Source organism: Bordetella genomosp. 9 (genome assembly GCF_002261425.1).
In the GTDB taxonomy this organism is placed as follows: domain Bacteria; phylum Pseudomonadota; class Gammaproteobacteria; order Burkholderiales; family Burkholderiaceae_B; genus Bordetella_C.
Map to the genome: position 1 here is coordinate 809,325 of NZ_NEVJ01000001.1, position 16,246 is coordinate 825,570.

General features: G+C 65.1%; 20 protein-coding genes. 9 read left to right on the forward strand and 11 right to left on the reverse strand.

Features of this window, described 5'->3' with window-relative positions:
- Positions 1-12: 12 nt before the first annotated feature.
- Complete coding sequence (locus CAL26_RS03610; protein WP_094845530.1) at positions 13-795, reverse strand: MBL fold metallo-hydrolase; 783 nt, start codon at positions 793-795, stop codon at positions 13-15.
- A gap of 78 nt (positions 796-873) precedes the next feature.
- On the opposite strand from CAL26_RS03610, the gene CAL26_RS03615 reads away from it, so the two are divergent.
- The 6 genes from CAL26_RS03615 to CAL26_RS28840 all read left to right on the forward strand — a co-directional run bounded on the left by CAL26_RS03615 (position 874) and on the right by CAL26_RS28840 (position 5,762).
- A complete protein-coding gene (locus CAL26_RS03615; protein WP_094845531.1) occupies positions 874-1,761 on the forward strand; it encodes a LysR family transcriptional regulator in 888 nt (295 codons plus the stop codon).
- Between the two features lie 119 nt (positions 1,762-1,880).
- Positions 1,881-4,091: a TonB-dependent receptor gene (locus tag CAL26_RS03620; protein ID WP_094846005.1), complete on the forward strand. Its 2,211-nt coding sequence runs from the start codon at positions 1,881-1,883 to the stop codon at positions 4,089-4,091.
- A gap of 9 nt (positions 4,092-4,100) precedes the next feature.
- On the forward strand, positions 4,101-4,787 hold the full coding sequence (locus tag CAL26_RS03625) for a Fe2+-dependent dioxygenase (protein ID WP_094845532.1): 687 nt from the start codon (positions 4,101-4,103) through the stop codon (positions 4,785-4,787).
- Positions 4,772-5,110 (forward strand): hypothetical protein, encoded by a 339-nt coding sequence (locus CAL26_RS03630; protein WP_143277342.1) that lies wholly within the window; start codon positions 4,772-4,774, stop codon positions 5,108-5,110. The genes CAL26_RS03625 and CAL26_RS03630 overlap by 16 nt, the downstream gene beginning before the upstream one ends.
- 34 nt (positions 5,111-5,144) lie before the next feature.
- Positions 5,145-5,384 carry an MbcA/ParS/Xre antitoxin family protein gene (locus CAL26_RS03635; protein ID WP_094845534.1) on the forward strand — a complete coding sequence of 80 codons (240 nt, stop codon included), beginning with the start codon at positions 5,145-5,147 and terminating at the stop codon, positions 5,382-5,384.
- Between the two features lie 42 nt (positions 5,385-5,426).
- Positions 5,427-5,762: an RES domain-containing protein gene (locus tag CAL26_RS28840; protein ID WP_373454436.1), complete on the forward strand. Its 336-nt coding sequence runs from the start codon at positions 5,427-5,429 to the stop codon at positions 5,760-5,762.
- Positions 5,763-5,802: 40 nt separating this feature from the next.
- Here the strand turns inward: CAL26_RS28840 and CAL26_RS28235 are convergent, their stop codons facing one another.
- The 7 genes from CAL26_RS28235 to CAL26_RS03675 form a co-directional block, all read right to left on the reverse strand.
- Complete coding sequence (locus CAL26_RS28235) at positions 5,803-6,780, reverse strand: NAD(P)-dependent oxidoreductase (protein WP_179283236.1); 978 nt, start codon at positions 6,778-6,780, stop codon at positions 5,803-5,805.
- A 2-nt stretch (positions 6,781-6,782) separates the two neighbouring features.
- Positions 6,783-7,754, reverse strand: a complete 972-nt coding sequence (locus CAL26_RS28240; protein WP_179283237.1) for a Bug family tripartite tricarboxylate transporter substrate binding protein — start codon at positions 7,752-7,754, stop codon at positions 6,783-6,785.
- Positions 7,755-7,795: 41 nt separating this feature from the next.
- Positions 7,796-8,755, reverse strand: coding sequence for a TRAP transporter substrate-binding protein (locus CAL26_RS03655; RefSeq protein ID WP_094845535.1), 960 nt, complete (start codon positions 8,753-8,755; stop codon positions 7,796-7,798).
- Complete coding sequence (locus CAL26_RS03660) at positions 8,752-9,753, reverse strand: Bug family tripartite tricarboxylate transporter substrate binding protein (RefSeq protein ID WP_094845536.1); 1,002 nt, start codon at positions 9,751-9,753, stop codon at positions 8,752-8,754. Before CAL26_RS03660 ends, CAL26_RS03655 begins: the two co-directional genes overlap by 4 nt.
- Positions 9,754-9,827: 74 nt before the next feature.
- On the reverse strand, positions 9,828-10,583 hold the full coding sequence (locus CAL26_RS03665; RefSeq protein ID WP_094845537.1) for an SDR family NAD(P)-dependent oxidoreductase: 756 nt from the start codon (positions 10,581-10,583) through the stop codon (positions 9,828-9,830).
- A 14-nt stretch (positions 10,584-10,597) separates the two neighbouring features.
- Entirely contained in the window at positions 10,598-11,194 is a 597-nt protein-coding gene (locus tag CAL26_RS03670; protein WP_094845538.1) for a VOC family protein, read from the reverse strand.
- Between the two features lie 457 nt (positions 11,195-11,651).
- A complete protein-coding gene (locus CAL26_RS03675; protein ID WP_094845539.1) occupies positions 11,652-11,921 on the reverse strand; it encodes a hypothetical protein in 270 nt (89 codons plus the stop codon).
- Positions 11,922-12,274: 353 nt separating this feature from the next.
- On the opposite strand from CAL26_RS03675, the gene CAL26_RS03680 reads away from it, so the two are divergent.
- Both CAL26_RS03680 and CAL26_RS03685 read left to right on the forward strand, forming a co-directional pair.
- Complete coding sequence (locus CAL26_RS03680; RefSeq protein ID WP_094845540.1) at positions 12,275-12,478, forward strand: cold-shock protein; 204 nt, start codon at positions 12,275-12,277, stop codon at positions 12,476-12,478.
- 72 nt (positions 12,479-12,550) lie between these two features.
- Complete coding sequence (locus tag CAL26_RS03685) at positions 12,551-12,799, forward strand: hypothetical protein (RefSeq protein ID WP_094845541.1); 249 nt, start codon at positions 12,551-12,553, stop codon at positions 12,797-12,799.
- A 21-nt stretch (positions 12,800-12,820) separates the two neighbouring features.
- Here the strand turns inward: CAL26_RS03685 and CAL26_RS03690 are convergent, their stop codons facing one another.
- The 3 genes from CAL26_RS03690 to CAL26_RS03700 form a co-directional block, all read right to left on the reverse strand.
- Positions 12,821-13,564 carry an SDR family oxidoreductase gene (locus tag CAL26_RS03690; protein WP_094845542.1) on the reverse strand — a complete coding sequence of 248 codons (744 nt, stop codon included), beginning with the start codon at positions 13,562-13,564 and terminating at the stop codon, positions 12,821-12,823.
- Positions 13,565-13,706: 142 nt separating this feature from the next.
- The gene (locus CAL26_RS03695; protein ID WP_094845543.1) at positions 13,707-14,603 is read right to left on the reverse strand and encodes an NmrA family NAD(P)-binding protein; all 897 of its coding nucleotides are present in this window, start codon (positions 14,601-14,603) and stop codon (positions 13,707-13,709) included.
- Between the two features lie 18 nt (positions 14,604-14,621).
- Positions 14,622-15,164, reverse strand: coding sequence for a carbonic anhydrase (locus CAL26_RS03700; protein WP_094845544.1), 543 nt, complete (start codon positions 15,162-15,164; stop codon positions 14,622-14,624).
- Positions 15,165-15,284: 120 nt separating this feature from the next.
- On the opposite strand from CAL26_RS03700, the gene CAL26_RS03705 reads away from it, so the two are divergent.
- A complete protein-coding gene (locus tag CAL26_RS03705; protein WP_094845545.1) occupies positions 15,285-16,241 on the forward strand; it encodes a GlxA family transcriptional regulator in 957 nt (318 codons plus the stop codon).
- Positions 16,242-16,246: the final 5 nt, after the last annotated feature.

Genomic DNA, 16,246 nt, shown 5'->3' on the forward strand with positions numbered 1-16,246 from the left:
AGGCCGGGCCCATCAGGCCGGGATGGGAAAGCGTACCGGCGTGCCCTTGTCGAAGGGCGTCAGGCGGCCGGCAAGATTCAGCTTCTGGAAAACGTCGGCCAGTTGTTCCTGGCTTTCGCGGAAATGCATCCAGCCTTCGGAATGCGCGGATACCAGGGCCGCATTGGGAAAGGCATGGGCGGCTTCGATGGCGCCCTCGCTGCCCATCGTCATGTGGAAGCGGCCGCGTGGTTCGGCCGCACCGGTGAACAGAACCACGACCTTGGGATCGAAGCGGCGCGCCACCTCGGCCGTGCCTTCGTACCAGACGGTGTCGCCCGTCACGTACAGCAGATCGCCAGGCTGTTGGCGGCCCAGCGCGAAGCCCACGACGTCGCCCGAGATCGGTTCGATCCCGATGGGGCCATGCCGGGCTGGCGTGGCGGTCACCAGCAGCGTTTCGCCGCCGGCGCCGTGCAAGGTGCAGGTCTCGTAAGGCGCCAGGCCGATCGCGTTGCCGCCCAGCCGTTGCGCGCCCGCCTGCGTGGTGAAGGTCTTGCCCACGCTGCCCAGCATCGCGCGCCCAGAGATATCCAGGTTGTCGATATGCTGGTCGTGGCTAAGCAGCACGGCGTCCAGGCGACCGACTTCATCCCTGGTCAACGCGGGACCGGACGTTTTCTCGAACGAGAGGGAGGGCAACTGGTAATGGCCTGGCGCATCGAAGGTGGGATCGGTCAGCAGGCGTATGGACCCGTACTCGATCAGGACCGTCGGTCCGCCTACCAGGGTCAGGCTCAGCGTCGTTTCGCGCATGTCGTTCTCCGTGTTGATTTGGCGATGGACGTAGCCTAAGCTCCAGTCCGTTTCCGCGGAATTCGCTATTCGCGCTCAATGGCTGAGAAAAAACGCACAGAGGTCGATTGGCAGGACATACGCGTCTTCCTGGCGCTGGGCCGCCATGGCAGCCTGTCGGGCGCCGCGCGCGCGCTGTCGGTCAACCACGCGACCATCGCGCGCCGCATCCAGTCGCTGGAAGCGACGCTGGGCGAAAAGCTGGTCGAGCGTCGTCCGGAAGGCTACATACTGACGCCGGCCGGCACGCGCACGCTGGCGGCGGCCGGCGACATGGAAGCCGCCGTCCATACCTTGGGCCGCGGCGGTGAAGACGACGCGATCAAGGGCCTGGTCCGCGTCAACGCGCCGCCGGCCTTGTCGCTGGGATTCCTCGCCGAGCGCCTCGCGGCGCTCCCGGTATCGCATCCCGGCCTGGATATCGACCTGGCCACGGATCTGCGTCCGGTCAGCCTGGAACGCCGTGAAGCGGACATCGCCATCCGCCTCGGAAGGCCGACGGATGGCGGCTTCATCGCCCGGCGACTGGGCAGCATGGCCTACGGCTGGTACGGCGCGCCGGCGATCTGCGAGCGTGTCGAAGCGGACGGGGACCCGGTCTTCGTCGGTTTCGACGAAGTCAACACCGATATCCCGGAAGCCGTATGGCTGGCGCGCACGCACCCTGCCGCGCGCATCGCATTCAAGGCCAACAACCATGTCGCCCAGGCTGCCGCCGCGCGCGCGGGCGCGGGACTGGCCCTGCTGCCGCACTACATCGGTCGCGGCGAGCCCGCGCTGCGGCAATGCCGGCTGGAGCCGGTACCCGAGCCGCGGGAGATCTACGTCCTGACCCGGGGTCAGGATCGCAACAACTCGGCGATCAGGTTCGTCGTCGATCACCTGCTGCGTGTGTTCGCCGACGAGCGGACCTTGTTCGAAAACTGAGCTTTTCGTTCAGCCTCCAGACAGCGCAATCAAAGCGCGTCGACAGATTTGAAAAAGCTTTTGCTAACGATAACGGGAATAGTTAGCATTCGCGAAATTTTTTGGAATCCGTCGCCTTCATGAAACAGCTGACCCCGATCGCCGCCGCAGTCCTGGCCCTGTTCGCCGCGCCCGTCGCGGCCATCGCGCAGCAAGCCGCGGCGCCCGGGACGCCGGCGCCCGCCACCCCCGCGGCGCCCACCGCGACGCTGGACACCGTCCATGTGAACGGTGATGCCCCATCCGACGACTTCAACACCCAGCAATCCGCGCTGCCGCGCCTGGGCGTCGATCTGCATGACGTGCCGCAATCCGTCACGGTGGTGAACAAGGCGCTGATGCAGTCGCAGGGCGCGACATCCTTGCAGGACGCGCTGCGCAACGTCGCCGGCATCACGCTGGGCGCGGCCGAAGGCGGCACGATAGGCAACAACATCTACCTGAACGGCTTCTCGGCGCGTACCGACATCTACCTGGACGGCTTTCGCGATCGCGCGCAGTACTACCGCGACACCTTCGACCTCGATGAAGTGGAAGTGCTGATGGGGCCATCGTCCATGCTGTTCGGCCGTGGCTCCACCGGCGGCGTGATCAACCAGGTCAGCAAGAAACCCAAGCTGGCGGACTTCACCGACGTCACCGGATCCGTCACGACCAACGGCCTGGTGCGTTCGACTGTCGATACCAACATGCAGTTGTCGGAGACATCGGCCTTCCGCTTCAACGGCATGACGCAGAACGGCGACGCGACCACGCGCGACCAATCGCATGTGAAGGATTTCGGCGCGGCGCCTTCGTTCAAGTTCGGCATCGGCACGCCGACCGAAGTCACCTTGTCCGCATTGCTGCAGCACAACGACGACATGCCCGACTACGGCGTGCAGTCCGTCAACGGCCATCCGGCGGGTGTCAGCCGCAATACGGCGTACGGTTTCCACGATGACCGGACCATGCAGGACATCGCGATGCTCAATGCATCGGTGCAGCACAAATTCACGCCGGACACCGTGCTGCGCAACCAGACGCAGTACAACAACGTGCGCACCGATGCCCGGGAGACCGCGCCGCAGGCCGTGGGCACGCTGGGTCCCAAGGGTTTCCAGCAACTGCCCGCCGGCAACGTCACCAACCTGCCGCTGGACGATTTGTGGATCCTGCAGCAAAGCCATGACCGCGTCATCCATGACGAGTCCATCTTCAATCAGACCGAACTGAGCACCAAGTTCGATACCGGTTCGATCAAGCACACCCTGCTGACCGGCGTGGAGCTGGGCCACGACCACTACAGCAACCAGGCCTATTCGCGCACCGGCACCTGCGACGGATTTACCTTGAACAGCGGTTTCGTGGGCTGCACGCAGATGGTTGACCCGCAGCACACGTCCGCGGACCTGCCGGAAGTGCCCGGCAACTTCGCCACGGGCTCGGCCAATACGGTGGGCATCTACGCCAACGACACCGTCGAACTGACCAAGCAGTTCAAGCTGGTGGGCGGCCTGCGCTGGGACCGTTATGAAGCCACTGTCACCAACTCCGTGCCGCGCAGCACGACGCCCGCCAATGCCGACCAGACGGTGCACTACACCAGCGTGCGGGGCGGCGCGATCTGGCAGCCCAGCGATTGGCAGTCGTACTACATCTCATACGGCACGTCCTTCAATCCGTCGCTGGAGCAGCTGACCGCGACGGTCGGCCAGGACACCCTGGAGCCGGAAAAGAACCGCTCCTACGAGGCGGGCGGCAAATGGGATCTGTTCGACGGCAACCTGTCGCTGAACTCGGCGGTCTTCCAGATCAAGAAGGAGAACGCGCGCACCCAGATCAGTCCTGGTGTGTACGAGCTGGACGGGACGGTGCGGGTGAACGGCGTACGGGCCGGGGCATCCGGGCATCTGACCAGGCAGTGGCAGCTGTATGCCGCCTACACGTATCTGGATGCCGAGATCACTTCGGCCAAGGACGGCACGGAAGGCAACACGCCGGCCAACACGCCCAAGAACACGTTCAACTTCTGGAGCACGTACCAGTTCCTGCAGAACTGGGAGGTGGGCGGCGGCGCGGTGTATACGTCCTCGCGCTACGCGGCCAACACCGACGCCGTGCAGGTCGGCGGGTATACCCGCTGGGACGGCACGCTGGCCTGGCACCAGCCCAAGTACGATGTGCGGCTGAACCTGTTCAATATCTTCGACAAAAAATACTACGATGCGCTGATCCCGTCCGATGGCGGCCGCGCGGTGCCGGGCACCGGACGCACCGCCATGTTGACGGTGAGTTATCACATTCAATAGGCGACCCTCGTGCTGATCACCATCCCGAAAGTCCTCGACGCCACGCAGGTCCAGGCCATCCGCGGCCTGCTCGACAACGCCGGCGACGCATGGGTCGACGGCCGTGTATCAGCCGGCTACCAGGGCGCCGCCGTCAAGCACAACCAGCAGATCGACGAACGTTCCGAAGTCGCGCACCGCGTGCAGCAGATCGTCCTCGGCGCCGTGGAACGCAACCCCGCCTTCATCAGCGCGGTCCTGCCCAACGTGGCCTACCCGCCGATGATCAACCGCTACGGGGAAGGCATGACCTTCGGCGCCCACGTCGACGGCGGCGTGCGCATCCACCCGCACACCGGCCGCAAAGTCCGCACCGACGTGTCCATCACGCTATTCCTGAGCAATGCGTCCGAATACGACGGCGGCGAGCTGCAGGTGCACGATACCTACGGCTTGCAAAGCGTCAAGCTCGACGCCGGCGACATGGTGGTCTACCCGGCCACCAGCCTGCACCAGGTCACCCCCATCACGCGCGGCGTGCGCCTGGGCTGTTTCTTCTGGGTGCAAAGCCTGATCCGCGAGGATTCCCGTCGCAGCCTGCTCTATGACCTGGATAACGCCATCCAGCGCCTGAACCAGACCCAGGCCGATCCCGTCGCGCGCAGCAAGCTGGTGGGCTGCTATCACAACCTGCTGCGGGAGTGGAGCGAGACCTGAGGAGTGGTTGTTTACCCTCCACCGATGAACTATCCCGCCTGCTCGCCGTGCGGGAATCGTTCCATCTGGAAAACGTCAACGAGGTCGACGGCCTGGCCAGCTCTTTCGCCCGGACATTCGCCGACCAAGGCCTGAAAGTCCGCATCAAGGAAGCCCGCATGTCCCTGGCCCAGGACACCGCCGTCACCATGTTGCCAATGGCCGTGGGCCTATGGGTTTTCGCCTGCCTGCTATACCGCGGCACGGTCGATTGGTTGCGAATGCCCCGTCCCGACGTCCTCGTCGTCAAACGGCGTGGCGGAGTAGAGGTGCGCCATAATTGAAAAAAAGGCGGCTGCCAATCAAGCCTTGACTGGAATGGGTGGCAAATCGGCGCTCGGATTGGCCCGCCTTTTAGGCATTGCCCAATCTATCGTCGCAAACTCCACGGCACCGGAAGCCCAAAACTTCGATGCGGTCGCCTGGCTAGGTCAATGGCTGGATAGCCCTCAACCCGCACTTGGCGGACGCAAGCCTGGAGACCTCATTGATACTCCGACAGGAGTGGACGTGGTCGCCCGCCTCCTAGGCGCTCTCGAAAGTGGGGCGTATCAGTGAAGTTGTGGCGTATCGCAACCGAGACGCGCAATTACGCCGCGGATGATATGTCCGGTGCCGGCGCCGCATATTCCCGAGGGCGGACTTCCTCTGAATCGGTTCTTGATTGAAATCGATGTACCTGAGCCGGTTTGGCGTGCCAGGGCGGTTGCCGGCCTCGCCGAGCTACCTCCTGCGTGGTGTGCCATCCCCGCGGGCCGAGCCAGTGCGGCTGTGGGGTCGCAATGGCTGCGCCAAGGGTACACGGCGATCCTGGTTGTGCCATCGGTAGTCGTGCCGGAAGAAGGTGTCACCTTGATCAACCCGTCGCACGCGCTGGCACACCAGTTCAAGGTACGGGTCGTTCGCCAGTTTCAATACAACAGGCTGTTTCGCTAGAATTCCGCCGGCGCCCGTGTCGCTTGCAATCGGTATCGGGTTAGCCGCGTAACCGAGCTATCGCCTCAATGATAGCGGCATTGTCGAATTGCGCTTCGCCGTGCGCGACGCAGTCTTCCAGCATGCGCACGTAGACTTCGGCGAAGGGCAGGCGCTGGCTGCGGGACTGGCCTTGTTCCAGGATCAGGCGGAAGTCCTTCAGGCTTTGGTCCACACGGCTTTGCGGCGGGTCGAAACGGCGTTGCGCCATCGCGGGGCCCTTGACTTCCATCACGCGCGAATAGGCGGCTGAGCCCGTCAGTACGGACAGGAATTCCTGTGGATCCAGGCCCAGCTGCCCAGCAAATTGCAGGCCTTCGGCCAGGGCGGCGCGGTTCAGGCCCAGCACCAGGTTGACGGCCAGCTTCGCACGCGCGGCGTTGCCTGGCGCGCCCATCGCATAGCGGCGCGCGCACAAGGCGTCCAGCACGGGCGCGGCCAGCGCCAGATCCTGATCGCGTCCCGCCACCAGGCCGACCGCCTCGCCCTTGGCGAGCGTTGCGCTGGTGCCGGAGATCGGCGATTCGACGAACGGTACGCCCTGCGCCGCGCAACGCTGCGCCACGGCCGCGATGCGGTCGGGATCGCAGGTGCTGATGCAGACGATCGTGGGCATGCGACCAGCGGCCCGCGCGGCCGCTTCCACCGCGACCTTGGCCGATTGCGCTGCCGATCGTGCCGCCGATTGCGCCGGGGCCTTCGCGGCCTGCACGATGCCCGTCGGTCCGAACAGCGCCTGCTCGACCTGCTCCGTGTCGAACACCGCCAACACGATGGCGTCGCATTGCACCGCCAGATCCGCCAGCGATTGCACCGCCGCGCGGGCTGGCTCGCCCGTATTGGCGAACTGCGCGCAACGGGCCGGGTCCACGTCATATCCTCTCAGCTCGAAGCCCGCCAGGGCCAGACGCTGCGCGCTGGCGGACCCCATCAGTCCCAGTCCGGCGATGCCGACCGTCCGTGTCGTTGAAGTACTCATGTTCATTGCGCCTTGATCCCTGCGTCGCGTATGGCCTGCCCGACGCGCGCATAGCCTTCGCGCGTCAACGTGCCCAGCTCCGCCGGCGTGGACGCCACCGGATCGAGCCCGAGTCCGGCCAGGCGCTCCCGCACACCCGGATCCGCCACGGCCTTGACGACCTCCGCGTTCAGGCGATTCACGATGTCGGCCGGCGTCCCTTTGGGCGCATACAGGCCCAGCCATGTCGAGAAGCGGAACTCCTTCACCCCCGCCTCGGCGAAGGTCGGCACATTGGGCAGCAGCGCCGAACGCTTGTCGTTGGGCTGCGCCAGTGCACGCAATTTTCCGTCCTTGATGAAGGGCAGGGCCACCGACACCGCCGAGAACATCATCGGCACCTGGCCGCCCGCCACATCCGTGGTCGCCTGCGTCGCCCCCTTGTAGGGGACGTGTGCGAACTTCACCCCGGCGCTCGACGCGAACAGCTCCATCGCGATGTGATGCGGGCTGCCCGTGCCGCCCGTCGCGTAGTCGATCTTGCCCGGCTGCGCGCGCGCTCGCGCCAGCAGGTCGGGCAGGTCCTTGGCGGGGTAGGCGCTGTTCACCACCAGCACCCACGAGATATTCGCCATCTGGCTGATCGGCGCGAAATCCTTCAGCGGGTCGAAGTTCACCTTGTCGCTCAGGTTCACCGCATAGTTCAGCACGCTGTCCGTGATGCCGCCCAGCGTGTAGCCATCCGGCGCGGCGCGCGCCACGCGCTCGGCGCCCAGCAGCCCTGACACGCCCGCCTGGTTCTCGATGATGAACGTCTGCTTCATGTTCTCGCCCATCTTGGCGAGCACCACGCGCGTCGCCACGTCGGCCGCGCTGCCTACCTGCAGCGGCACGATGACCTGGATCGGCTTGTTGGGCCAGGTCGATTGCGCGGACGCCGCGCCGCTCGCCAGCGTCAGGCCGGCCAGCAGCATTCCCAGTTTTCTTGTCGTCATTGAAGTGTCCCCTCGTTGTAGAAATGCGCGGCTGCCGCCGATCAGCCCAGCTTGCCGACTTCCGCTTCCAGCAGATCCCAGATGCGCGTACCGAGTTCATCCTTCCACTGCCGGTAGAAACCGCCAGCCAGCTTGCGCCGGAAACTGTCGGTATCCGCCGTGTTGAACCGCAGGCCGCGTTCGCGCAGCGTCCGGGCCAGATCCTCGTTCAAGGCGATGGTGTGGCTGCGCTGGCGGCCGACGTGCAGCTTGACGTTGCGCAGGACGATCTCGCGCACGTCCTCGGGCAATGCGTTCCAGAAGGGCAGATTCCCGATGATGTTGAAACCGGACCACATATGCGAGGTCATCGATACGTGCGTCACCACCTCGTGCAGGCGCAGCGAATCGATGATGGCCAGCGGATTTTCCTGCGCCTGCAGCTTGCCCGTCTTCAGCGCGTCGTACAGTTCCAGCACGAACAGGGGAACGGGATCGGCGCCCAGCGTGCGGAAGGTCTCCTCGAACACCTTGCCTTCGGGGATGCGTATCGACAGGCCTTCCAGATCGCTGGCGTCATTGATCACGCGGCCGGTGGTGGCGATATGGCGAAAGCCGTTCTCCATCAGCCCATGGGGCATCAGGTACAGGCCGCGCGCCGCCAGATCCGCCCGCAGCGCATCGCCCAACGCGCCATCCATGGCGCGGTACACGTCATCGTTGTCGCGGAAGGCGAAGGGCAGGCTCTGCACGTTCATCGCCGGCGCCAGCGGCCCCAGTATGCTGCCCATCAGGGCATAGAACTGGATGTCTCCGGCGATCACGGCGTCGACGATTTCCAGATGCGACTTCTTCAGCCCGCCGTTGTCGGCGACGACCTCGATGTCGAGCCGGCCCGAGGTTTCTTCGCGGACCGCATCCCACAGGTCCACCAGAAAGGGATGCACGTGGCTGGCGACCGGCTGGTAGTGAAACTGGCGCCCGCGCCACTGTGCGTCCGAGGACTTCGCTGTGCTGCTCATTCCGTCTCCATGCCTGCCTGTTTGACCACCGTCGCCATGCGGCGGCTGTCGTCGGCCATGTACTTGGCCATTTCCTGCGGCGTCATCACCAGCGGGTCGATGCCGTTTTCCGCCAGCTTCGCCACCGTGGCGGGCGCCTTGAGCACCTGCATCAATTCCTTCGACAAACGCTCCACCACGGCGTCCGGCGTCGCCGCCGGCGCCACGATGCCTATCCAGGACGCATAGTCGTAGCCCGGGACGCCCGATTCCGCCACCGTGGGCAGGTCCGGCAGGATGGCCGTGCGCTGCGCGCCGGCCACCGCGATGGGCCGCAGCTTGCCGGCCTTGATCAGCGGCAGCACGGTGCCGATGGCGTTGAACATCACCTGCGCCTCGCCGCCGGCCACGCCGACCGCCGCCGGGCTCGCGCCCTTGTACGGGACGTGCATCATCTTGATGCCGGAGCCCGCCTCGAACATCGCCATGGCGATGTGCTGCGGACTGCCGACGCCGCCGGTCGCATAAGAGACCTTGCCCGGATTCGCTTTCACGTAGTCGGTCAATTCGCGCACGGTCTTCACCGGCAGGGCAGGGTTCACCACCAGCACGGTCGGCAGCACGGCCACCATGCCGACCGGCCGGAATTGCGTGGCGGGGTCGTAGCTGACCTTGCGGACGTGCGGCAGCACGCTCAGGATGGCGTTGTTGCAGCCGCACAGCGTGTAGCCGTCCGGCGCTGCGCGCGCCACTTTTTCCGCGCCGATCGCGCCGGAGGCGCCGGTCTGGTTTTCGACGACGATGGACTGCCCCAGCGGCGTCGCCAGGCGTTCGGCCACGATACGCAAGGCCAGGTCGGAAGCGCTGCCGGTGGCCAGCGGCGTCACCAGCGTGACGGCGCGTTGCGGGTAAGCCTGCGCCCGCGCCAGGCCCGGCGACAGCGCGGCGGCCATGCCGCCCGACAATGACAGGGCCAGCACGGCGCGCAGCGACCGATGGGCCAACGTGTAGGGGTGCATCCTTGTCTCCTCGTTCTTGGAAGGGCGTCCCGTCTGGCGGGGACTGTCCCGAAGTGGCGTCCGAGGACGCCTGGCTACAACATGACTCGTGCTCCGTTGGTGTCCAGGTTCACGCCCGATACGAAGGACGCGCCGTCGGAAGCCAGATAGAGCATCGCGGCCACGTGGTCGTCGGACGTCGCGAGCCGGCGCAGCGGCACCTGCGCCGCGATGCGATCCAGGTCTTCCTTGGAACGCAGCGCGGCCACGCGCGGTGTCACCGTGGTCAGCGGCGCGATCGTATTGGCGGTAATGCCGTGGGGGCCCAGCTCATAGGCCAGGAAGCGCGTAAGCTGCGTCACGCCGGCCTTGGCGGCGCCATACGCGGGCGACGACGCCGCATGTACCGTACGGCCGGAGATCGACGTGACGTTGATGATGCGGCCTGCCCGCGACTGCTTCAGCGGCGCGATCGCGGCACGGCAGCACAGGAAGACGCTGCGCAGGTTCAGCGCCACGGTGCGCTCCCATTCCTCCAGGTCCATCTGCTCCACCGTCAGCAGCTTGCGGTAGCCGCCGGCGCAGTTCACCAGCACGTCCAGTCCATGCCCGGCGGACAGCACGGCATCGAAGGCCTGCCGCACCTGCGTCTCATCGGTGATGTCCACGCCCAGGCCCATTGCGCGCTCGCCCAGCGAACTGGCGATGGACCGCACGGCATCCTCCTGGATGTCCATCAGGAATACCCAGGCACCCTGGGCATGGAAGGCGCGCGCCGCCTTTTCCCCGATGCCACCGGCCGAGCCGGTGATGACGACGCTGCGGCCCGACAGCTCTGGATAGATCGGCATGGCTCGGGCTCCGCTTACTTATGGGCCGACGCTACGGCGCCGACGCCCGCGTTGGCGTTGGTATCCGCGGTGGCGCCCGTGCTTGCACCGGCAGCTGCGCCCGCAGTTGCACCCGCAGCTGCGCCCGCAGTTGCACCCGCATCCGTCCAGCTCGGCACGCGGCCGGCCTTCACGGCTTCTTCGGCGGAAAAATTCAACTCGACCTTGATCCCGTTGACCGGCTCGCGCATGAACAGCTGGTACAGGTCGGAGTTGTGCGCCTTCCGTTCGCTGAACGTCACGCCATTGCGCGTCAGCCGCTCGATGAACTCGTTGATGTTCTCGCAGTTGAAGCAGACGTGGTCGATACGGCCGGAGCCCATGGCGCCGCCCGCCGAATAGTCCTCGTTTTCCTTGTCGCTGGGCGTGCGCAGGTAGGTGTCCTGATGGTTCGAATGGCGCGCCTTGCCGATGTGGACCACATCCTGGTCGCCGATATACAGCCAGTACACCGGGAAGCCGAATTCCGGGTGATAGCCGTTGCGAAAGCCCAGGTTGTCGCAGAACCAGTCGCGTGTCGCTTCCGGGTCGTGGGTCAGAATCAGGATGTGCTCCATGAAGCGCAGTCCCATGATGGTCTCCTCGTCTCGTTGTAGGGCGTCGTCGGGCGCAATCCGGCCCCGGCGTTCGGTATTTCCGCGGTGGGTGCGGCCGGTGCGATCCGCGCGGCGGTCGTCGCCGCGCGACCGGCGGCCGCGCGCGCCGCCAGGTCAGGCGCGGCCGCGGCTTGAAGTCATGCCGGCGGCGGCCTGTGCGGCGGAATCGTCAGGATTTATCGAAGGCGCGGGCGACGGACATTGCCGCGCGCGGAATGGCAGGCCGCCATCCAGTCCCCTGCCGGTCGTTCGGCTAGCCGAATGGCCCGCACCGATGCCGTTTTGTTATGTCCGATCATGTCGTCTCCGCCTTGTTGCCTTGTCAGGCTCTGGTTTTTATAGGAGTGTAGGGAGGCGGGATGGCTCAGTCCAATGCTGAATTTGCGGTGAGCCATCACATCTTGATATGACCTGGCTCAGGACGCCCGTCCGGTCATCCCAACTGTTGTTCGAGCCGGGCCTCGACCGCCCGCCGCAACCTGGCCAGCGTTTCGGGCGAATCCGGATCTTCCACGTCGATCAGCACTTCCGCCCAGGTCTCCACCGGCTTCGCGCCGATCTGCGTGTAGTAAGGCGACTTCGGCTCTATGGTCCAGACGGGCGTGCTGTTGCCGTCGTCGACGCGATCCTTGATGGCGCCCACGTACTTGACCTGCCTGAAGTCGCCGGTGGGGATCTGGTGCTCGGAAATAATGCGCTGCATACATTTGCTCCTGTCTGGTTTCCGCCCGCGGCAAATGCGCGCGGGACGAGCCGTCAGGCACAGTAGCCTCTATTCATCGCACCTCACAAGTCCAAGCTCATCCTTGGAGCCTTGATTCGCCGGAATCGCTCCCGGACACGCCCGGCGTGTCGCGCCACCTGGCACACGCGGTAACCAAAGAGGGTGCGTCCCCATGAGTCTTTCCTTGACTCTGCCCTTCATGTGGTTCACATTGCTGCCAAGACTCAAGTACCGCGATTTGTTCCGTCCTGCGCCCGCGCGCTTCATTGTCCAAAGTCCTTTCCTTGATATCTCGCTTGAAGGGGGCGTCCCTTCCGATACAAGGAAAGCGCATGCACACACACATCGAAAGTCCGCGTGACGCCGGTTACGGCCATGGATTCATCATGCCCGCGGGCGACGGCGGCGATCTCTACGCCGAATATTCCGCCGCTGAAAAGAGGGTCGCCGCGACGCCCGACGAGCCGCGAAAGATCACCTTTTCGATAGGACAAGGTCCCAAGGGACCGCAAACCGCGAACATTCGCATGCTGTAAAAAAAGCCCTCCCAGGAGGGCTTTTTTATTTGTCGTGGCTTTGATTGGCCCGCTCGGGCAAGAGGATCAGATATGGAAAACAATTCCGTCTACAAAGGCTATCGGCTAAGCGCCATCGTGAAGCGGGAAACCGCCGGCAAGCAGCCCGCATTCACCGCGACGCTGCTGGTCGTCCGCCACGAAGGCGCCATCGCCTCCGCGCACGGTGTGCCGCAATTCGCGCACGGTGGCGCCGTTGCCACACCCAGCCGCGCGGTCGATGCGGCCATCCTGCATGGCAGGCAGGTGGTGGATGAAATGAGCCGGGTGCCGGCGGAGTAAGGCCGCCGGCCGTTTCTTCGGCTAGGCGTTGAACCCGCCATCGATGGTCAGGTGCGCGCCCGTCACGAATGCCGCCGCCGGGCTCGCGACATAAGAGACCATCGCGGCGATTTCTTCCGGGCGCGCGTGCCGGGGAATCGCCATCAGGCCATGCAGCATGGCCGCGAAATCGCCGTCCTCGGGATTCATGTCGGTATCGACGGGCCCCGGCTGGACGTTGTTGACCGTGATGCCGCGCGGCCCCAGGTCCCGCGCCAGGCCTTGCACCAATCCCCGCAGCGCGGACTTGCTCATCGCGTAGGCCGCCCCGCCGGGGAAGGGCATCCGTTCCGCGTTGCAACTGCTGATATTCACGATGCGGCCGCCTTCGCCCATGTGCGGCAGCACCGCCTTGATCGCGACGAAAACCGCCCGCACGTTCACCTGCAGCGTCCTGTCGAAATCCTCGAGCGATATCTGCTCGACCGGACCCAGCACGGCGATGCCCGCGTTGTTCACCAGGATGTCGATCTTGCCGAACTGGGCGGCGGCCTTGTCGATCGCGCCGGTCACCGCCGCCGCGTCTCCCGCGTCGGCCTGCAGCGCCAGCGCCTTGCCACCGGCCTGCCCGATGCTCGCGGCCAATGCATTGGCCGCGTCCGCCGAGCCCTTATAACTGAACACCACGGTCGCCCCATCGTCGGCCAGGCGCCGCACGATCGCCGCGCCGATACCCCGGCTGCCGCCGGTGACGAAAGCAACTTTGCCAGCTAGATTCGCAGTCATGTCTCGCTCCTGAGCCGCGTGAATGATGTTGGGACGGCATATCTTGGACGTTCACGCGGAATAGATCAATCAGGAGATGGCAGGGGGAGGCTCACACCTTGGGCGTACTCGGTTCGCAACAGAAAAGCGCCGGCCCGGGGGGCTAGACTGCTCTTTCCGGCTGGAAAGCCCCACGACTCGCGAGGATATAGTCGCGCACCGATATCGGCTTTTGTCCGGTAACCCGTTCGACAACATCGTTCGTGCCGGCAAATTCGCCAGCCTGATAGCCGCGGTACACAGACGTGATGTGCTGGATGAAATGCGCCGACAACCCGATTTTCGTGAGTCGCGCCTCGAATGACTCCAGGCTTTCCGCTTCGTAACGCACCGGCCGGCCCAGGGCGTCGCCGATTATCCTGGCCATCTGCGTGTGATCGAGCTCTTCGGCGCCGAACAACGGGTATGTCTTGCCCATATGAGGCTCCGGGTCCAGCAGGATCCGGGCGATCACACGGCCTTGATCGGCCGCGGCGATAGGCGCGTGGCGTCCATCCCCGGCGGGGACACGCAGCAAATCCTGGTTCGCGATCTGCGACCGCTGAAACGCGTAGCTCAACCACTCCATAAAGAGCGTAGGCCGCAGATGCGTGACCGGAACGCCCGACCAATCGAACACGCGCTCGCCATACCAGTGCGCGAGCGATGCCCGGCTCCGCGCGTCGGCGGAAGCCGAAATCTGCGACATGTTGACGATCGAGCGAACGCCCGCCAGCTGCGCGGCAAGCGCGAAATAGGCAGTCGCGTCGACGAGCTGCGGCTGCATGATCGGGTACACGAAGTACGCACCCGCCACGTTCCGTAGCGCCGCCCGGACCGCATGACTGTCCAGCAGATCGCCGACGACAATCTCGACGCCTCGTGCGCGCAATGCGGCGGCACGCTCGTCGTCACGATGAACAAACGCACGTACGCGCGCGCCTCGGGACAAGAGTTCTTCGATGGCCGCACCGCCTGTCGCGCCGGTCGCGCCCGTAATAAGGTATGGATCGTTGTTCATGTCATGCTCCAGGCTGGATCACTCAGCGGGCCCGCGCAGCGGGGCGGGCGGAACGACGGTGGCGACCTGGCCGGTCTTGACGTCGTACACCAGGCCCGACACGACGAGGTTGTCGGGTAGCGCCGTATTCGCGCGAAGCGCCGCGATGTCGAGCGCGACCGCTTCATAGGGCTCCGTAATGGCGAGACCATCGAGCTCATTCGGTTCGACCCCCAGATGTTTCGCGAGCAAGGCCGGCGCGTGCGTGTGGCAGCCTATGATTCCGCAATCCGTGTGCTGGAGCAGGACAAGATTGCGTGCCCCGTCGGGGCGGCCCGCCGCCTTGGCGACCACGCTCAGGATGGACAATGTCTCGAGCAGCGGTTTGTTCAACCGTCCGCCGACGTTACGGATCACCGCCGCTTCACCCTGCCTCAGGCCCAGCACGTCTGCGGGGTCGACACGCGGATCGACGCAGCCGACCACGACCGTACCTGTCGACGGCATCATCTTGAGTTCGGGAGAGAACGCCGTCCTGGCGAAATCGGCGTTGCGCGCCAGCATGACTTCGTTGAAGTCCATCTTTCTTGCTCCTGTGTTTCGACGGCGACGACGCCGGGGTGGATTCGGGAAGTGCTTGTACCTTAGCGCCACGGGCCCGTACGATGATGTCGTTGTTGCCACCTTTCAGGACATACGGATATGCACCGGATCGGCTTCATAGTGCCCAGAAGATTCCAGATGATGAGCCTCGCTGCCCTCACGGTGTTCGAGGTGGCGAATCTGGCGCCGGGCGGGCCGTTCTACGACGTCCACGTCTTGTCCGAGCATGGCGGGCCCGTCGAGTCGTCAGGTGGCATGACCTTGAACACCGAGGCCTTCGGCGACCCCGCGTTCGACACGATCATCGTGGGCTCGATCACGGAAATGAAGATGCCGTCTTCCGACGCTGCCGTCGTCGCCTTCGTGAAAGAGGCCGCCAAGGCCTCGAGACGCATGGCGTCCATCTGCAGCGGCGCGTTCGTGCTCGCGGAAGCCGGATTATTGGACGGCAGGCGCGCGACCCTGCATTGGGCTCATGCGTCCGAATTCCGCGCGCGCTTTCCCAATATCCTGACCGACGAGGACCGGATTTTCGTCAATGACGGTTCCACCTGGACGTCGGCCGGCATGACGGCCGGGATCGACCTCGCGCTCGCGTTGCTCGATAACGACCTGGGCCCCGATGTCGCGAAACTGGTCGCCCGGCTCCTGGTGATGCATCAGCGTCGGCTGGGTGGACAGAAGCAGCATTCCGCGCTGCTCGACATGACGCCGAAATCCGACCGCATCGAATCGGTGCTCGCGTACATCCGACGCAACCTGCGCAAACCGCTCACCATCGAGGAGCTCGCGGAAGTCGCCAGGCTCAGTCCGCGCCAGTTCAGCCGTGCCTTCGTTGCCGAGACCGGTCAATCGCCGGCGAAGGCAGTGGAGCAGCTTCGTCTCGAAGCTGCCAGATTCATGATCGAACAAGGGCGGCACACCATCAACGTGGTGGCGTTGGAGACCGGCTTCGTCGACCGGGAGCGCATGCGCAGGGCGTTCGTGCGATCGTTCGGCGTACCCGCCGACGTCATGCGCAGGAACGCCCGCCGGGAACCCGTCACGGGCGTCTGATACCC